The sequence below is a fragment of the Sphingomonas spermidinifaciens genome, assembly GCF_002351485.1.
Classification (GTDB): domain Bacteria; phylum Pseudomonadota; class Alphaproteobacteria; order Sphingomonadales; family Sphingomonadaceae; genus Sphingomonas; species Sphingomonas spermidinifaciens.
Map to the genome: position 1 here is coordinate 1,491,593 of NZ_NWMW01000001.1, position 15,706 is coordinate 1,507,298.

A 15,706-nucleotide genomic window follows, 5' to 3' on the forward strand; every position below is an offset into this window, starting at 1 on the left:
AGGACAAACGGGCGATGAACTTCCGCAACATCTCGGCCTGGTCGATCCGCAATCCGGTGCCGTCGCTGGTGCTGTTCGTCGCGCTCACGCTTGCCGGCCTCGTCAGCTTCATGCGCATGGACGTCAACAACGAGCCCGACGTCGAGTTTCCCGTCGCGATCGTCGTCGTCAGCCAGCCGGGCGCCGCCCCCACCGAGCTCGAGACTCAGGTGACGCAGCGCGTCGAATCTGCTGTCCGTTCGCTCCAGGGCATCGACGAGATTTCGTCGAACGTGCAGGAAGGCTCCTCGACCACTGTCGTCCAGCTCGCCATCGGCACGCCGATCGACCGCGCGGTGCAGGACGTGCGCGAGGCGATCACCCAGATCAGGAGCGAGCTGCCCGACGGCATCCTCGAGCCGCAAATCTACCGCGCCAACACGACCGACAACGACCTCGCCAGCTTCACCGCGATCGCGCCTGACATGACGATCGAGCAGCTTTCCTGGTACGTCGACAACACCGTCGCGAAGGAATTGCTGTCGGTCCCCGGCCTGTCGACCGTCGAGCGCATCGGCGGCGTCGATCGCGAGATCCGCGTCATCCTCGACCCCGTCAAGCTCCAGGCGATGGGCATGACCGCGACGCAGGTCAACAACCAGTTGCGCCAGGTCAACCTCAACGCTGCGGGCGGCCGCGCCGAGATCGCCGGGTCGGAGCAGGCGGTGCGCGTGCTCGGCAATGCCGAAACCGCCTTCAGCCTCGGTCAACAGCAAATTGCCGTCGGCGACGGCCGCACCGTGCGCCTCGCCGACATCGCCCGCGTGATCGACGGCAATGCAGAGGTCCGCTCGAAGGCCGAATACAACAAGCGCCAGATCGTCGCCTTCGACATCAAGCGCGCCAAGGGCGCCTCCGACGTTAACGTCTATTATGGCGCGGTCGAGAAGCTGAAGAAGCTGCAGGAGCGCAATCCCAAGGTCCGTTTCGAGAAGTTGTTCAACAACGTCAAATATGTCGAGGACCAGTATCACAGCGCGCTGATGGCGATGGTCGAGGGCGCCGTGCTCGCCGTCATCGTCGTGTTCTTCTTCCTGCGCGACTGGCGCGCGACCGCGATCTCGGCGCTCGCCATTCCGCTGTCGGCGATCCCGGCCTTCTGGTTCATGGACATGCTCGGCTTCACGCTCAACCAGATGACGCTGCTGGCCTTGAGCCTCGTCGCGGGCGTGCTGGTCGATGACGCGATCGTCGAGATCGAGAACATCGTCCGCCACATGCGGATGGGCAAGTCGGCCTATCAGGCCTCGATCGACGCCGCCGACGAGATCGGCCTGGCGGTGCTGGCGACGACGATGGCGATCGTCGCGGTGTTCCTGCCCGTGGGCCTGATGCCCGGCATTTCAGGCCAGTATTTCAAGAATTTCGGCCTGACCGTCGTCGCCGCGGTGCTCGTCAGCCTTGCCGTCGCGCGTCTCATCACGCCGATGATCGCCGCCTATTTCCTCAAGGCCAAGGGCCATGCCGAGCATGGCGAGGGGCCGGTCATGGACGCCTATGTCGGCGTGCTCCGCTGGTCGCTGCGCCACGAGCGGGCCAAGGCGTTCGCGGCGAAGGGCGGCTGGTGGCGCAAGCTCGTCGCACCGATCTTCGATCATCGCGTCTGGGTGGTCGGCGCGGGCGCGGGGGCGCTGGCGCTGACGCTGGTCATGTTCGCCGTCCTGCCGCAGACCTTCCAGCCGACACAGGACGCCGACGATGTGACAGCGCTGGTCGAGATGGTGCCCGGCACCACGCTCGCCCAGACCGACGCCGTCGTTCAGCAGGTCCAGCAGATCCTGGCGCGTGAGGACATCGTCACCGACACCTATGCGCGCAGCTTCGTCGGCAACGGCCGCGTCACCGCGATGCTCGCCGACGGCCGCAAGGAGAAGAGCAACGAGTTCGAGCGGCGGCTCGCCCCGGTGCTCGCGGCGATCCCCGACGCGCGCGTCAACTTCCGCGCGCAGGGCGGATGGGGCGGCTCGGGCCGCGACCTGACGATCACGCTTGGCGGCGAGGACCCCGTCCTCCTGCAACAGACCGCCAACAAGATCATGGAGGAGATGAGCCGCCTCCCCAGCGTCGTCGCGCCGCGCGTGCAGGGCGACCTGCAGCGGCCGGAGATCGTCATCCGCCCGCGCATGGACCTGGCCGCCAGCATGGGGGTGACCACCGCGGCGCTGTCGAGCGCGATCCGCATCGCGACGCTCGGTGACATCGATCAGAACAGCGCGCGTTTCAGCCTCAACGACCGCCAGATCCCGATCCGCGTCGCGCTCGACGAGAATGCGCGCGAGCGGCTGTCGACGATCCAGAATCTGCCCGTCACGACGCAGACCGGCGGATCGGTGCCGCTGTCGGTGGTCGCCGATATTGGCTTTGGCGCCGGCCCCACGCGCATTGACCGCGTCAATCAGCAGCGCCGCCTCAACATCGGCGCCGACTTGGCCCCCGGCGTTGTCAGCGGCACCGCGATGAAGCAGATCGATGCACTGCCGACGATGAAGAACCTGCCGATCGGCGTGAACCGGCTGACACTGGGTCAGAGCAAGTTCCAGAACGAGATGATCGCCAACTTCATTATCGCGGTCGTCTCTGGCATCCTGCTTGTCCTCGCGGTGCTGGTGCTGCTCTACAAGCGGGTGATGCCGCCCTTCGTGAACATGGGCTCGCTGCTGCTCGCGCCGTTGGGTGGGCTGCTTGCGCTCTGGGTCACGGGTCAGCCGATCTCGATGCCGGTCTATATCGGTCTCCTCATGCTGCTCGGCATCGTCGCCAAGAACTCGATCCTGCTGATCGACTTCGCGCTCGAGGAGATGGGCAAGGGCGTCGACAAAATGACCGCGATCATCGACGCCGGGCACAAGCGTGCGCAGCCGATCGTGATGACGACGGTGGCGATGGTCGCGGGCATGGTCCCGACCGCGCTGTCGATCTCGGGCGACGGATCGTGGCGCGCGCCGATGGGCATCACCGTCATCGGCGGGCTCACGCTCTCGACGATCCTGACGCTGCTGATCGTGCCCGCCACCTTCAGCTTGTCGATCGCAGTCGAGCGATGGATCGGTCCGCGCCTGTCGCGTCGACTGCTCACCTATCGCCCCGGGGACGACCATGGCGACGGCCCGCACGTCATCGACCATCAGCCGGGTGGTCGGATCGGCTATGGCCCCGATGCAGGGTCGCAGCCGGCGGAGTAGAGCAATGCTTGTGCGCCCGCGAGAGCGGGAGGCGAGGAGCGGAGGCGCTGCGCTGCTTGGCTCTGCGCTCCCGCTTTCGCGATCGCACCGAGGGGCGCAGATGGTGCGAGGGGCGCTCGAACGCTGCTCCACTTGAACCTTCCCCCGCCTCGCGAATTGTTGACGATATGAATCGTCCGCAGCGCGTCTCCGGGGCAGGCGACGCCGCCCCGATTGCGCTCAAACGCATGCGGCGTGTCGCCACCGGCCTGTTGCTGGCGATGGCGGCGCTATTCTTGTTCGCGCGCACTCAGACCGGGGTCCACCCGGCCTGGGGCTATGTCCAGGCCTTTGCCGAGGCGGCGATGGTCGGCGGCCTGGCCGACTGGTTCGCGGTCACCGCGCTGTTCCGCCACCCGCTCGGCCTGCCCATCCCGCATACCGCGATCATCCCGCGCAACAAGGACCGGATCGGCGACACGCTCGCGGTCTTCCTGCGCACCCATTTCCTTACCCCCTCGGTGGTCGCGCGGCGGATGCATGCGATCGACATCGCCGGCGCGCTCGGCCGCTGGCTGGCCGAACCGTCAGGCGCCGCCTCGGCGACGCGGCTGCGTTACGGCGCGTCGCGGCTGGCCGCCGACATACTCGAATCGCTCGATCCCGAGCGGCTGGGCGGGATGGTGCGGGGAGCCTTGTCGGGGCAGCTTCGCCGCCTCGACGTCGCGCCGCTGGTCGGCCAGGCGCTGGAGGCAGCCATCGCCGACGGTCGCCACGTGCCGCTGCTCGACGGCATCATCCGCTGGGCGGCCAAGGTGCTCGAGGCCAACGAACATCTGGTCCGCGCGATGGTGCACGAACGCTCGGGCGCGATCATGCGCTGGACGGGCCTCGACGAGACGCTGTCGAGCAAGATCATCGACGGCCTCGACAAGCTTATTCGCGACATGGCCGATGACCCCGCCCATCCCCTTCGCGCCAAGGCCGAGGAGGGGCTCGCGCGCCTCGCGCATGATCTCCAGCACGATCCCGACACGCAGGCGAAGGTTGCCGCGTTCAAGGACGAGTTGCTCGACAATCCGGCGCTCGCCGATTGGTGGCAGGGAATGTGGGAGCGGATGCGCGGCGCGATGCTGCGCGCGGTGCGCGATCCCGACGCGCTGCTGGGCGGCCGGCTTGGCGAGGCGATGGCGCAGCTGGGTACGACGCTGCAGGAGGATCCGCTGCTCGGCCGCACGATCAACCGCTTCGCCCGCCGCGCCGCCGTGGGAGCGGCATCGGACTATGGCGACGCGATCGTCCGGCTGGTCAGCGACACGATCCGCGGATGGGACGCGGCGACGATCACGCTGCGGCTCGAGAACGCCGTCGGCCGCGACCTTCAGTACATCCGCATCAACGGCACGCTGGTTGGCGGTTCCGTCGGCGTCCTCCTCCATGCGATCGAGGCAGCGCTATGATCCGGTTTCTGTCCCGCGGAGACGCAGAGCGCGCGCGGACTTGCCCGCAAAGCGCCCATGGCATCCGGTGACGAGCGCCCGCGTGCATCGATCGCCCACGGCCTCTGCGCTTCTGCGCGAACCCGGGATTGCCACCACCCGGAAAGCCGCCGCAAGGGGGGTCAGGTCCAGTCGAGCACCGGCCAGCCGCGCTCGGCCGCAAGGCGGCGGAGCGGCGGATGCGGGTTGACCACGAAGGGCTCGTCGGCCGCCTCGAGCATGGGCGCGTCGCTGACATGGTCACTATAGAAGCGGATATGGGCGCCCGCCCGGTAGATCCCCTCGCCGGCCAACCATGCCTCGACCATCCGGCGCTTGGCGGGGCCGTAGCAATTCTCGCCGGCGACGCCGCTCAGCACGTCGCCGCCCTCGTCGCGCCGGACATCGGTCGCGACCACCGCCTCGAACCCCAGCCGCCGTGCGATCGCCTCGGCATAATAGCGATAGGAAGCGGTCGCGAGCACCAGCCGGTACCCCGCGGCGCGATCGGCGGCGATCCGCGCCCGCGCCTCAGCCATCACAGCGTCGGCATCGATCGTCTCGGCAAACGCCTCGACGAGCGCGGCGACCTCGCCCGCACTCAGCCGGCTGCCCAGCATCAGTCGCTGCGTCACCCGCTTCAGCCGCGCCCGGTCGAGAAGGCGCAGCGGATGCCCCAGTGCGATCAACCCCGCCAACGGCAGCAGGGCGAGCCGCCACGGCGCGCGCGCCCGCGCGCCCGCGACCAGGAACCGCGTCCAGGTCGGCGCGCGGGTGATTGTCTTGTCCATGTCGTAGATGGCGATGCGGACCATGGCAGCCCTCATGTCGGCTGCGCGCTTGCCGATCCAGTGCAAATCAACGATGGAAGCGGACGATGACGCGGCAAGCCGAATTCGTCCGCGACGGCGCGGACGGCGAAACCATTCGCTTTTCGGGCGACCTGTCGCTCGCACGGCTTGGCGATCTGCCCGACCGGCTTGATGCCGAGCGTGCGGGTGCGCGCACGCTCGACCTGTCGGGAGTCGAGCGAATCGACACCGTGGGCGCCTGGGTGGTTCACCGCTTCGCGCGCGAGCATGATGCCGAGATCACCGGCCTCAGCGAGGATGGCGAGCGGCTTCTGGCGCAGGTCGTCCACGCCGATGCCCCCGTCGCCGTGCCGCCGCGCACCCTGCCCGCGGGACTGCGCATCCTCGACGAGGTGGGCGAAGCGGTGGCGATTGCGGGCCGCACGCTCTATGGCCTGCTCGGCTTCATGGGGGCGACTGCCATCGCCTTTGCAACGGTCGTGCGCCACCCCCGCCGGTTCCGCTTCAACGCCACGGTGCACCGGTTCGAGGTGGTCGGCGTCTCCGCGCTCGGCATCGTCGGGCTGATGAGCTTTCTGATCGGCATCGTCATCGCCCAGCAGGGCGCGGTGCAGCTGCGTCAGTTCGGGGCCGAGGTGTTCACGATCAACCTCATTGGCCGCATTACCTTACGCGAGCTCGGCGTGCTCATGACCGCGATCATGGTCGCCGGGCGCTCGGGATCGGCCTTCGCGGCGCAGCTCGGCACGATGAAGCTGACCGAGGAGATCGACGCGATGCGCACGATCGGCGTCAGCCCGATGGAGGCACTGGTGCTGCCGCGCGTCCTGTCGGCGGTACTGCTGATGCCGCTGCTCGGCTTCTATGCCTCGCTGGTCGCGATCATCGGCGGCGGGCTGCTCTGCTGGGCCAGCCTCGACATCCCGCCGATCACCTTTATCCAGCGCATTCGCGAGGTGGTTCCGATCACCGACCTTTATGTCGGCCTCGTCAAGGCGCCGGTGTTCGGCGCGATCATCGCCATGTCGGGCTGCTTCCAGGGGATGCTCGTAGAAAGCGATGCCGAGCAGGTGGGCCTGCGCACGACGAGTGCGGTGGTGCAGGCAATCTTCCTCGTGATCGTCCTCGACGCCTTCTTCGCGGTCTTCTTCACCTGGATCGGCTGGATATGAGGCGGGACGAGCCGATCATCCGCGTCGAGGGGCTGAAGAACGTCTTCGGCGAGCAGGTCGTGCACGAGGGCCTCGACCTCGAGGTGCGGCGCGGCGAGATCCTGGGCGTCGTCGGCGGATCGGGCACCGGCAAGTCGGTGCTGATGCGCTCGATCGTCGGGCTCCAAACGCCGGCCGCGGGCGACATCCACGTCTTCGGCGAGCCGACGATCGGCCGCGAGGAGACCGAGGCGGTCGAGATCCGGAAGCGCTGGGGCGTGCTGTTTCAGGGCGGCGCGCTCTTCTCGACGCTCACCGTCGCGGAGAATGTGCAGGTTCCCTTGCGCGAATTCTACCCGGGCCTCAGCCCCGCGCTCCTAGCCGAGATCGCCAATTACAAGGTGGTGATGACCGGCCTGCCCGCCGAGGCCGGGCCGAAATACCCAGCCGAGCTGTCGGGCGGCATGAAGAAGCGTGCCGGCCTCGCCCGCGCACTCGCGCTCGATCCCGAGCTCCTGTTCCTCGACGAGCCGACCGCCGGCCTCGACCCGATCGGCGCGGCGGCGTTCGACGAGCTGACGCACTCGCTCCAGCGCTCGCTTGGCCTCACCGTCTTCCTCATCACCCACGACCTCGACACGCTGCACGCGATCTGCGACCGGGTGGCGGTGCTGGCGGACAAGAAGGTGATCGCGGTCGGCACGATCCCCGAACTGCTGGCGCTCGACCATCCGTGGATCCAGGAATATTTCAACGGCCCCCGCGGTCGGGCCGCGGTCGACAGCGCCGCCCGTGCCGAGGCCGCCGCCCCCCACCCTTCCCCCGCCCGCGCGGATTCGAGGTAAGTCATGGAAACCCGTTCCAACCATGTCCTTGTCGGCGCGGTCGTCCTGATCCTGCTGCTGATGCTGGCGCTGTTCACGGTCTGGCTCGCCCGGCTGTCCGGTGGCAACGACAAGGAGTACGACATCTTCTTCAAGCAGGCGGTCGACGGCGTGAACAAGGGGTCGCCCGTCAGCTTCTCGGGCGTGCCTTCGGGCCAGGTCACCGACATCGCGTTGTTCAAGCCCGATCCGCAATTTGTGCGCGTGCGCATCCGCGTCAACGACGACGTGCCGATCCTTGAGGGGACGACCGCGACGATTCAGGGCATCGGCTTCACCGGCGTCAGCCAGGTGTCGCTCGACGGCGCGGTCAAGGGCGCGCCGCCGATCGCCTGTCCGGAGGGCGAGTCGACGCAGGAATGCCCGTTCGGCGTGCCCGTCATCCCGACCCGCCAGGGCGGCCTCGGCGCGATCCTCAATTCGGCGCCGCAACTGCTCGAGCGCATCTCGACTCTGACCGAGCGGCTGACCGAGCTTCTTTCCGACCGCAACCAGAACTCGATCGCCGGCATTCTCGCCAACACGCAGCGGCTGACCGACGCGCTTGCCGATCGCGGGCCGGAAATCGCCGCGACGATGGCCGAGACGCGCATCGCCATCCAGAAGGCGGGCGTCGCCGCGCAGCAGATCGGCGAGCTCGCGGCCACCACCAACGGCGTTCTCGCCGACGACGTCAAGCCGGCGATGCAGAACCTCAACAAGGCGATCGGCGCGGCGCAGAAGAGCGCCGAGACGCTCGATGCGGCGATCGGCGACGCACGACCGGGCCTTCAGGCCTTTTCCAAGCAGACGGTGCCTGAGGTGGGCCAGCTCGTCTCCGACCTGCGCACCCTGACCGAGGCGCTGGCCGATGTCGCCGAGCGGGTCAATCGTGGCGGCGCGGGCTCGCTCGTCGGCTCGTCGAAGCTGCCCGACTATGAAGCGAAATAAGGGAGCGTCGTGATGAAGAAGCTTGCCATCCTGCTGACGCTCCCGCTCGCGGCGTGCATCCGCTTCGGCGCCGAGCCGCCGCCGTCGCTGCTCACCCTGTCGCCCACGACGCCGGTGCCCGTGGGCGCGGCGGCAAACAGCGGCCAGGCGCGCAACATCACCATCCGCGTGCCCGCGACGCCGCAGGAGATCGCGGTGACGCGCGTGCCGGTACGCGCCAGCGATACCAGCATCGCCTATGTCAAGGACGCGCAATGGGTCGAGCCGCCCGCGCGGCTGTTCGCGCGCCTGCTCGCCGACACGGTGACGGCGCGCACCAACTATGTCGTCCTGTCGGGTCGCCAGTCGAACGTCGATCCCGGCGCGCAGCTGACCGGCGAGCTGCGCAGCTTCGGCCTCGACGCCGCGTCGAACAGCGCGGTCGTCACCTATGACGCGGCGATCCTGCGCAAGGACGCCACGACCTTCGACAAGCGCCGCTTCGAGGCGCGGGTACCGGTGAACGCGATCGACGCAGCGAACGCGGCGGCCGGGCTCAATCAGGCGGCGAATCAGGTGGCGGTCGAAGTCGCCGACTGGGTGGGGCGGTAAGCGACTGGCGGCGGGGCGTTGAAGCTGCTCGCCGCCCTGCTTCTCGCCGCGCAACCAACGGACGCGCCGCCCGTGCCGTCGGCGCTGACGCCCTATCTGGTCGATGGCGAAGTCCCCGCGGGCGACTATCGCTGGCTGCGCGGCCGCTTTCCCGGCGCAACCCTGGCGGAAGTCGAGGCGTTCAGGGCTGCCGATCACTTCCGCGGCGCGTGCGAGCTGTGGTCAAAGGCTGTGGTGAAGACCAACCTCGCCGCGCTCGGCGCGAAGGTGGTCGTACTCGACGGTTTCTATGCGGTACCAAAACGCTGCCAGCAGTTCGTGCAGCCCGGCATCGGCCCCGACGTTAGCTGGCCCGCGTTTACAACTGCGCTCGACAAGGATCGTCCCTATGCGCTCGGTGTGCTGCGCGGCGTGACGCTGGCCGAGGATCAGGTGCTTGAGAAGGGCTCGCTCGCCGATCAGCTCTCGACCAGAACTGTTGGCGACCAAGCGCTTCGTTTCGGATGGGTCGAAAGCGGCAAGCGAGAGGGTGCCACCGCCGACTATTCACCGCTGGAGCGGGCGATCTACGACGGCATCATCACGCGGGCGGTGACCGCACGCGACCAGGCCAACACCGCGTGGCTGGCGAAGATCGTTACGGCCCAAGGCTGGCCGAAGCGGTCGAAGGTCGGTCAGGACGCCGCCAACGCCGCCTGGCTGCTGGCGCAGCACGCCGACAACGACCCGGCCTTCCAGCTGAAGGCGCTGCGGCTGATGACCCCGCTGGTCGCGCAAAAAGAAGTCGATCCGCAGCAAGTCGCGATGCTCACCGATCGCGTCGAACTCAAGCTCTCGGGCAAGCAGCGATACGGGACGCAGTGGACCTGCAAGGCCGGCAAGCGGATGCCGCAGCCACTGACGCAGGATGAGGCCGCAACCGATCGCTTGCGCAAGGCGGCGGGCATGGACAGCATCGCCCAGAACGCGGCGCGAATGGACGAACTCTAAGGCCCCTGCCCGCCCGATCCGCCGCGTTGATGCATACGCGCATCCCGCACCCGCGCTTCCTCGCCTTCCTCGCAATCCTGATCGCGGGCTTCGTGGCCGGCACGCTCGCGCACCTGCCGCTCCGCATCGCCTTCGTCGCAGCGTTCGACGTGGCGGCGCTCAGCTTCATCGCCGGGACGCTGCCGCTCTGGCGGATCGAGGCCGACCTCAGGGAGCTGCGCGCCCGGTCCGAGCGCGACGATGGCGGGCGCGTGTTCCTCCTCCTGCTGGCGGGCGTCATCGCGATGGCGGTGCTGGTCTGCGTGGTCGACCTCCTCGGCACGCATCGCCGCATCATTCCCGGTGCCAAACCCCTGGCGATCGCGACCGAGGCCATCGCCTGGGGCTTCGCCAACCTCGTTTACGCCTTCCACTATGCGCGGCTCTATTATGACCGCGCCGAGGGTGGCGGCGACCATGGCGGGATCGCGCTGCCCGGCGGGGCCGAGCCCGGCTTTGCCGATTTCGCGAGCTTCGCGCTCGTCATCGGCATGACCTGCCAGACCGCCGATATCGAAATCACCGGCCCCCGCATCCGCCGCGCGAGCACGCTCCACGCCCTTATCGCCTTCTTCTTCAACCTCGGCGTGCTGGCGATCACCGTCAACATCGTCGCCGGCGCATTGTGAGTTGAAGCGGCAACCGCCTCCTACTTCACCGCGCGCACCGGAACCGGCAGGTTGCAGATATCGACCCCGCCCGCGGGCAGGTTGAAGAAGGCGTCGCGCCGGTTGGCGCGCGCCGCGACATAGGCAGCGAAGCTGTCGCTGTCGGTCGCCAGATACTCGAACGCGGGGCGCTGCGACGCAGGCAGATCGCTTGCCAGCCGCACGCGCACGATCGGCGTCCGCTCGGCCGGCGTCTTGTAGAAGCCGAGGTCGCCGGTCCCCCGGCGAAGGCTCGACAGATGCTCCATCCCGGCGATGACGCGCCCGACGATCGCGATATTGCGGTCGAGGTGGCGGGGCGCCTGTCCGATTACCGTATAGAGCTCGGCGCCCGTCCCCGTGTCGGGCGACAGGTTCCGGCCGACACCGACCATCCCATAGCAATGCGGCATCCACGCATTCGTCCTGTCCGCGGCGAGCGGCCAGCTGTCGAGCACCTCGACCCATTCGGCATAGCTGTCGCGCTCGTGCCAGCCCTCAGGGGCCGCCTGGGTCACGGTGCCGCGAATGGCGATGTCCGACAGCCGCTTCGCCCGCGCACTCGCCTCTGGCAGGTCCTGCGCCCCAATCGAGGGCCGCGCGTCGGCGATCATGTCGAGCGGCGTGACATAGGCGCTTTCGGCCACCGGCTCTATGCCGGGCGGCAGCGGCTTCTTCTCGGTCGGGTCACCCCATTGCACGACATAATTGTCCTGTACGCGCACCACCGCCGTCCCGTCCCACCAGTGCGACGCCGCCAGCCGGCGGATATTCGCGGTCCAGCCCGCAGCGAAGGGCGCCGGGGCGAGTTGGATGACCACCCGGCGCGAACCGGCCAGGTCCATCACGAGCAGGTCGCCGGCCGGGATCGAGCGCCAGTCCGACCCCGGCGCCCCCGCGACGATCGAGGCGGGGGTCGGCGGCTCGGGCTTTTCGGCGGGGGCGGGTGCAGGGGCGGCCTGGGCAAGGCCAAGCATCAGTGCGGCAGCGATCGTCATCGACCAAGCCTCGCACGCCGCGGCGGGCACACGCAATCCCCGCCCTTGCGGTGCGCCCCCACCTCGCCTAAGCGGCGCCTTCCCAGCGATGCGGAGCGGTGGCCGAGTGGTCGAAGGCGCTCGCCTGGAAAGTGAGTATACGGCAAAACCGTATCGAGGGTTCGAATCCCTCCCGCTCCGCCAACCGGTCAAGGCTTTTCGCCCTCCAAAGGGCTCCTGCACCCAAACGGCGCAGTTCAGCACGATTCCGTTGTTTGACCCTTGTCTTGGAAAGGCATCCAAGGAGAGGGTCAGTGCGACAAATCACGTCGTTCCTCTGCTACGGCGGCGTATGGTACGGAATGCTTGGTCGCGCCTTCCGCCCGAGCCGCTCCGTAAGCCAAATACAGTGGTTATAGGGTAGATCGCTTCTCGTCGAGATCGCGCGCGCTATTATGGGCTATCAAACCCGATTGCTTCAGGGTAGCGGGTCAAGCGGCTGAGCGGCGCAAACGAACCCCATCAGGGGAAGCTTTATTCCTGACCACGCTTGCGGCTGAAGTTTTGCCGTCCCTTTTGGCGTCCTAACAATGATAAATGTGCCTATAGGTGACAGCGAGACGAACAATCAGAAGCCCGTCTAACTAGATACCTTTCGCCGCCAGCGAGCTCTCGAACGTACCTCGCGTATTCACCGAGACTCCTCTTGTTCGCTTGATCGAACCAAATCCGCTCTAAACGACTGCGTCCTTTATTCCTGTTCGATGACACAGCATCATGACAACCGCCTTGCCTAAGGCGACGGCGGAACGGAACCTCACGTTTGCCGCCGGTCCACTGGACACCTGCCATCGTCAACCCGGCACGCTACACGCCGTCGACCGGCAGGCGCGTACTCATTTGCGGCAGCAGATCAAAAACGATCGCCGAAAGCATCAAGGCCTGTGGCTTCTCGGTCCCAGTCATCGTCGCTGAGCAGGACAAGGTCATGGCGGGCTGGCGCGCTCGCGAATCGCCTCGGGGTCGTTCATCCGGCTCAGCCGGAGGATCGCCTCCTGCAACAGGTCGGGGACCTCGTCGGGTGCCGCCGTCTTTCGATGAAAGTAGCGGGTGAGCGGCTGACTATAGGCAGCGACCAGGTTGAGCAGCACCTCACGGCGATCCGGACGCAAATCGTTCCTCTCGACGTCCGTCGCCACGACATTGTGATCGCGGAAGCGACGCGCTCACCAAATGGATCCACTCGGAGGCAGCCGGGTCGCAAATCGCAAGGCGCTCGCCGATCGATCGCGCCACTCGCGGGAGTGCTCGGTGTCGCAGTCGCGACCGCGAACATTGCAGCCCGGTCACGCGCTGCTCGAAATCGCGATCCGTCCCCGGCGTGCCCCTTTACAATTCGACGGGAGTGGACGTACCAAGGACTCGGCAATCGATTGCAACAATCGATTGCGATACAATGAGGGAGAGGATCATGCGCAGGGGTCAGTCAAGCATGGTGCGCGCGTTTGTGCTGCTGGGCACCGCGCTCACGCCGTCTGCCTGCTGGGCGCAGACCGCCGCCGGGGCGCAGGTGCAGGAGGCCGCGGCACCGGCCGATCCCGGCCAGGACGAGGAAATCGTCGTCACCGGCCAGACGACGCGCGATCGTCCGCTCATCACCGCTTCGGCCGACATCACCCTCGCCGATCGCGAGGCGATCGACCGGCGCGCGGCCAAGTCGACCGCCGACCTGCTCGAACTCGTCCCCGGCGTCTTCGTGGAGGGGACCGCGGGCAACCTGTCCAACAACTACTCGGTCCGCGGGCTTCAGGGTGGCGGCCAGCGCTTCGTTCAGCTCGAAGAGGACGGCATGCCGATCGTCTATGGCGGCGGCGGCGGCGACTTCTTCTTCACCCCCGACCTCTCGACCGATCGGCTGGAGGCGGTGAAAGGCGGTTCGTCGGGCGTGCTGACCGTCAACGGCGCGGGCGCGACGATCAACTTCGTCTCCAAGCGGCCCAACTTCGAGGAGCTCGAGGGGATCGCGCGGATCACCGCTTGGGACTATGGCCAGAAGCGCGCCGACGTTTATCTGTCGGCGCCGATCGCGGACAACCTCGCCTTCGCGGTGAGCGGCTTCTACACCAGCGATCCGGGCGTGCGTCGCAACCCGTTCGACTATGACGGCTATCGGCTGAAGGCCGCGCTCGAATACCGGTTCGACGATGGCGGCTTCGCGCGGCTGTCGGCGCGGATCGGCGACCTCAAGTCCGCCTATTATGCCGGCATGCCCTACGCCAACAACAATGGCGATCCGGAGGGGCTGCCCGGGCTCGACGTCCAGCGCGACAATATCGGCGGCACCGCGTTCACCAACATCGCCGTGCCCGTCTCGACCTTCGTCGATCCCGACGGCTTTCGCGACTTTCGCTATGAGGAGGGCGTCCGGGTCAAGACCAAGCAGATCCGCTTCGACTTCGACAAACCGCTCGGTGACAGCTTCTCGGTCTTCGGCCGTGCGCGGTATCTCGACCTGTCCTACGACTTCAACGGCCTGTTCCCGGGGTCGGGCACCGGCAATGCGGGGCTGGCGAGCGCGGTCGATTACCTGACGCCGGGCACGGGTTCGCCGATCAACAGCCTGCTGACAGTTGGCCAGGCGGCGTTCCCGACCGCGGCGCGCTTCGGCATCCGCAACACGCGAACCGGCGTCGTCCTCGGCTCGAACCAGGCGAGCGGGCTCAACGCGCTCAACGGCAACGGCTTTCTCCAGCTGACGACGCTCAACCACGATTACCAGAAGGGTCATGATTTCGGCATGAACCTGGGCGGCCGCTGGGAATATGAGGGCGACACGGTCAAGAACTCGCTGACCTTTGGCCTTCTTTATTACGATGTCAGCCGGTTCCAGGACCAGTCGGCGACCGCCACCGCGCTCAACGACGTTCGCAACAACAGCGACATCTATGACGTGGTCGCGCTCGATGCGAACAACGGCGTCATCGGCCAGCTGACTGACAACGGCCTTGTCAGCTATGGCGACTGGGGCGCGGGTATCCGCGATCGCGACGACAAGTCCTTCTCGCTCTATGCCAATGACGAGATCGCGATCGGCGACAAGCTGCGCATCGACGCGGGCATCCGCTGGGAGAGCCTCGACTCGCGCTTCGCCGACGGCAACGCGGCGGCGGTCAACCAGCCGGTACCCGCCGGCCTCGACACCGTCATCCCGACCGTCGGCTCGACCTTCGACGGCACCTTCACCGTCCGCGAGGACAAGAAGGACATGATCTCGTGGACGGTCGGCGCCAATTATCTGCTGACCGACAATCTGTCGGTTTATGCGCGCTATGCCGACGGGTTCCAGACCAACAATGTCGACCCGATCAGCCGGATCGAGCTCTACGAAGCGGGCGTGCGCTTCGAATATGAGCGTCTGATCAGCGCCTCGGCCACCGTCTTCCAGACCAATTTCCGCGACCAGTTCTACAATTTCATCGATCCCAGCGACCCGACGCAGCAGACCGCGTTTCAGGCCGACCTCAAGACCCGCGGCGTCGAGATCGACGCGCTCATCCGCCCGACCAGCTGGTTCGCGATCCAGGCATCGGGCGTGTTCCAGGATCCGACGCTCAACAACCTTCGCCTCAACGGCGTTGCCGATTCGACCTTCGACGGCAACCGGCCGGAGCGCACACCGGCGACCCTGTTCACGATCATCCCCACCTTCACCCTGCCCAACGGGCTGGGCGAGGCGTTCGTGCGCTACAAATATATCGGCAAGATCTTCGCCGATTCGGGCAACGGCGTCGCCCTGCCGGCATATGGCGTGACCGGCGCGGGCGTGACGATCAACGTGACCGAGCGCATCCAGGTGGGGATCAATGCCGACAACATCTTCGACGTGGTCGGCCTGACCGAGGGCAATCCGCGTCAGGGCCAGCGCCAGAATGCCGACTCGGGCTTCTTCTACGCGCGTGGCATCGTTGGGCCGACGGTGGGCGGCACCCTGACAATGCGGTTCTGAG

Annotated in this window: 12 protein-coding genes and 1 tRNA gene; 10 read left to right on the top strand and 3 right to left on the bottom strand. The window is 67.2% G+C overall.

Annotated features, from left to right (window positions below; genetic code table 11):
- Nucleotides 1-14 precede the first annotated feature (14 nt).
- Nucleotides 15-3,221, top strand: a complete 3,207-nt coding sequence (locus COC42_RS07145) for an efflux RND transporter permease subunit (protein WP_096342469.1) — start codon at nucleotides 15-17, stop codon at nucleotides 3,219-3,221.
- A gap of 227 nt (nucleotides 3,222-3,448) precedes the next feature.
- Nucleotides 3,449-4,660, top strand: coding sequence for a DUF445 domain-containing protein (locus COC42_RS07150; RefSeq protein WP_096343163.1), 1,212 nt, complete (start codon nucleotides 3,449-3,451; stop codon nucleotides 4,658-4,660).
- Nucleotides 4,661-4,821: 161 nt separating this feature from the next.
- Here the strand turns inward: COC42_RS07150 and COC42_RS07155 are convergent, their stop codons facing one another.
- Entirely contained in the window at nucleotides 4,822-5,505 is a 684-nt protein-coding gene (locus tag COC42_RS07155) for an HAD family hydrolase (RefSeq protein ID WP_245843909.1), read from the bottom strand.
- A gap of 50 nt (nucleotides 5,506-5,555) precedes the next feature.
- Between COC42_RS07155 and COC42_RS07160 the strand changes: the two genes are divergently transcribed.
- Genes COC42_RS07160 through COC42_RS07185 form a run of 6 tightly spaced genes read left to right on the top strand, consistent with a single transcriptional unit; the run spans nucleotide 5,556 to nucleotide 10,704 of the window.
- Nucleotides 5,556-6,662, top strand: coding sequence for an ABC transporter permease (locus tag COC42_RS07160; RefSeq protein ID WP_096342471.1), 1,107 nt, complete (start codon nucleotides 5,556-5,558; stop codon nucleotides 6,660-6,662).
- Entirely contained in the window at nucleotides 6,659-7,486 is an 828-nt protein-coding gene (locus tag COC42_RS07165; RefSeq protein WP_096342472.1) for an ABC transporter ATP-binding protein, read from the top strand. The genes COC42_RS07160 and COC42_RS07165 overlap by 4 nt, the downstream gene beginning before the upstream one ends.
- 3 nt (nucleotides 7,487-7,489) lie before the next feature.
- Nucleotides 7,490-8,455 (top strand): MlaD family protein, encoded by a 966-nt coding sequence (locus COC42_RS07170; RefSeq protein ID WP_096342473.1) that lies wholly within the window; start codon nucleotides 7,490-7,492, stop codon nucleotides 8,453-8,455.
- A 12-nt stretch (nucleotides 8,456-8,467) separates the two neighbouring features.
- Complete coding sequence (locus COC42_RS07175; RefSeq protein ID WP_096342474.1) at nucleotides 8,468-9,046, top strand: ABC-type transport auxiliary lipoprotein family protein; 579 nt, start codon at nucleotides 8,468-8,470, stop codon at nucleotides 9,044-9,046.
- A gap of 18 nt (nucleotides 9,047-9,064) precedes the next feature.
- On the top strand, nucleotides 9,065-10,036 hold the full coding sequence (locus COC42_RS07180) for a DUF6624 domain-containing protein (protein ID WP_096342475.1): 972 nt from the start codon (nucleotides 9,065-9,067) through the stop codon (nucleotides 10,034-10,036).
- A 29-nt stretch (nucleotides 10,037-10,065) separates the two neighbouring features.
- Entirely contained in the window at nucleotides 10,066-10,704 is a 639-nt protein-coding gene (locus COC42_RS07185) for a DUF1345 domain-containing protein (RefSeq protein WP_096342476.1), read from the top strand.
- 20 nt (nucleotides 10,705-10,724) lie between these two features.
- Here COC42_RS07185 and COC42_RS07190 read toward each other — a convergent pair whose 3' ends face one another.
- Complete coding sequence (locus tag COC42_RS07190) at nucleotides 10,725-11,720, bottom strand: peptidylprolyl isomerase (RefSeq protein ID WP_245843911.1); 996 nt, start codon at nucleotides 11,718-11,720, stop codon at nucleotides 10,725-10,727.
- 92 nt (nucleotides 11,721-11,812) lie between these two features.
- Here COC42_RS07190 and COC42_RS07195 point away from each other — a divergent pair.
- Nucleotides 11,813-11,903, top strand: a tRNA-Ser gene (locus COC42_RS07195).
- Between the two features lie 782 nt (nucleotides 11,904-12,685).
- On the opposite strand, the gene COC42_RS07200 is transcribed toward COC42_RS07195, so the two are convergent.
- A complete protein-coding gene (locus tag COC42_RS07200) occupies nucleotides 12,686-12,871 on the bottom strand; it encodes a hypothetical protein (RefSeq protein WP_141395798.1) in 186 nt (61 codons plus the stop codon).
- A 320-nt stretch (nucleotides 12,872-13,191) separates the two neighbouring features.
- On the opposite strand from COC42_RS07200, the gene COC42_RS07205 reads away from it, so the two are divergent.
- A complete protein-coding gene (locus COC42_RS07205; protein ID WP_217991262.1) occupies nucleotides 13,192-15,705 on the top strand; it encodes a TonB-dependent receptor in 2,514 nt (837 codons plus the stop codon).
- Nucleotide 15,706: the final 1 nt, after the last annotated feature.

Excerpts from the sequence above, each read along its gene's own strand:
- COC42_RS07165 (WP_096342472.1), top strand. The coding sequence starts at position 6,659 with ATGAGGCGGGACGAGCCGATCATCCGCGTCGAGGGGCTGAAGAACGTC.
- COC42_RS07205 (WP_217991262.1), top strand. The coding sequence starts at position 13,192 with ATGGTGCGCGCGTTTGTGCTGCTGGGCACCGCGCTCACGCCGTCTGCC.
- COC42_RS07190 (WP_245843911.1), bottom strand. The coding sequence starts at position 11,720 with ATGACGATCGCTGCCGCACTGATGCTTGGCCTTGCCCAGGCCGCCCCT.
- COC42_RS07145 (WP_096342469.1), top strand. The coding sequence starts at position 15 with ATGAACTTCCGCAACATCTCGGCCTGGTCGATCCGCAATCCGGTGCCG.
- COC42_RS07170 (WP_096342473.1), top strand. The coding sequence starts at position 7,490 with ATGGAAACCCGTTCCAACCATGTCCTTGTCGGCGCGGTCGTCCTGATC.
- COC42_RS07175 (WP_096342474.1), top strand. The coding sequence starts at position 8,468 with ATGAAGAAGCTTGCCATCCTGCTGACGCTCCCGCTCGCGGCGTGCATC.
- COC42_RS07160 (WP_096342471.1), top strand. The coding sequence starts at position 5,556 with ATGACGCGGCAAGCCGAATTCGTCCGCGACGGCGCGGACGGCGAAACC.
- COC42_RS07185 (WP_096342476.1), top strand. The coding sequence starts at position 10,066 with ATGCATACGCGCATCCCGCACCCGCGCTTCCTCGCCTTCCTCGCAATC.
- COC42_RS07150 (WP_096343163.1), top strand. The coding sequence starts at position 3,449 with ATGCGGCGTGTCGCCACCGGCCTGTTGCTGGCGATGGCGGCGCTATTC.
- COC42_RS07155 (WP_245843909.1), bottom strand. The coding sequence starts at position 5,505 with ATGAGGGCTGCCATGGTCCGCATCGCCATCTACGACATGGACAAGACA.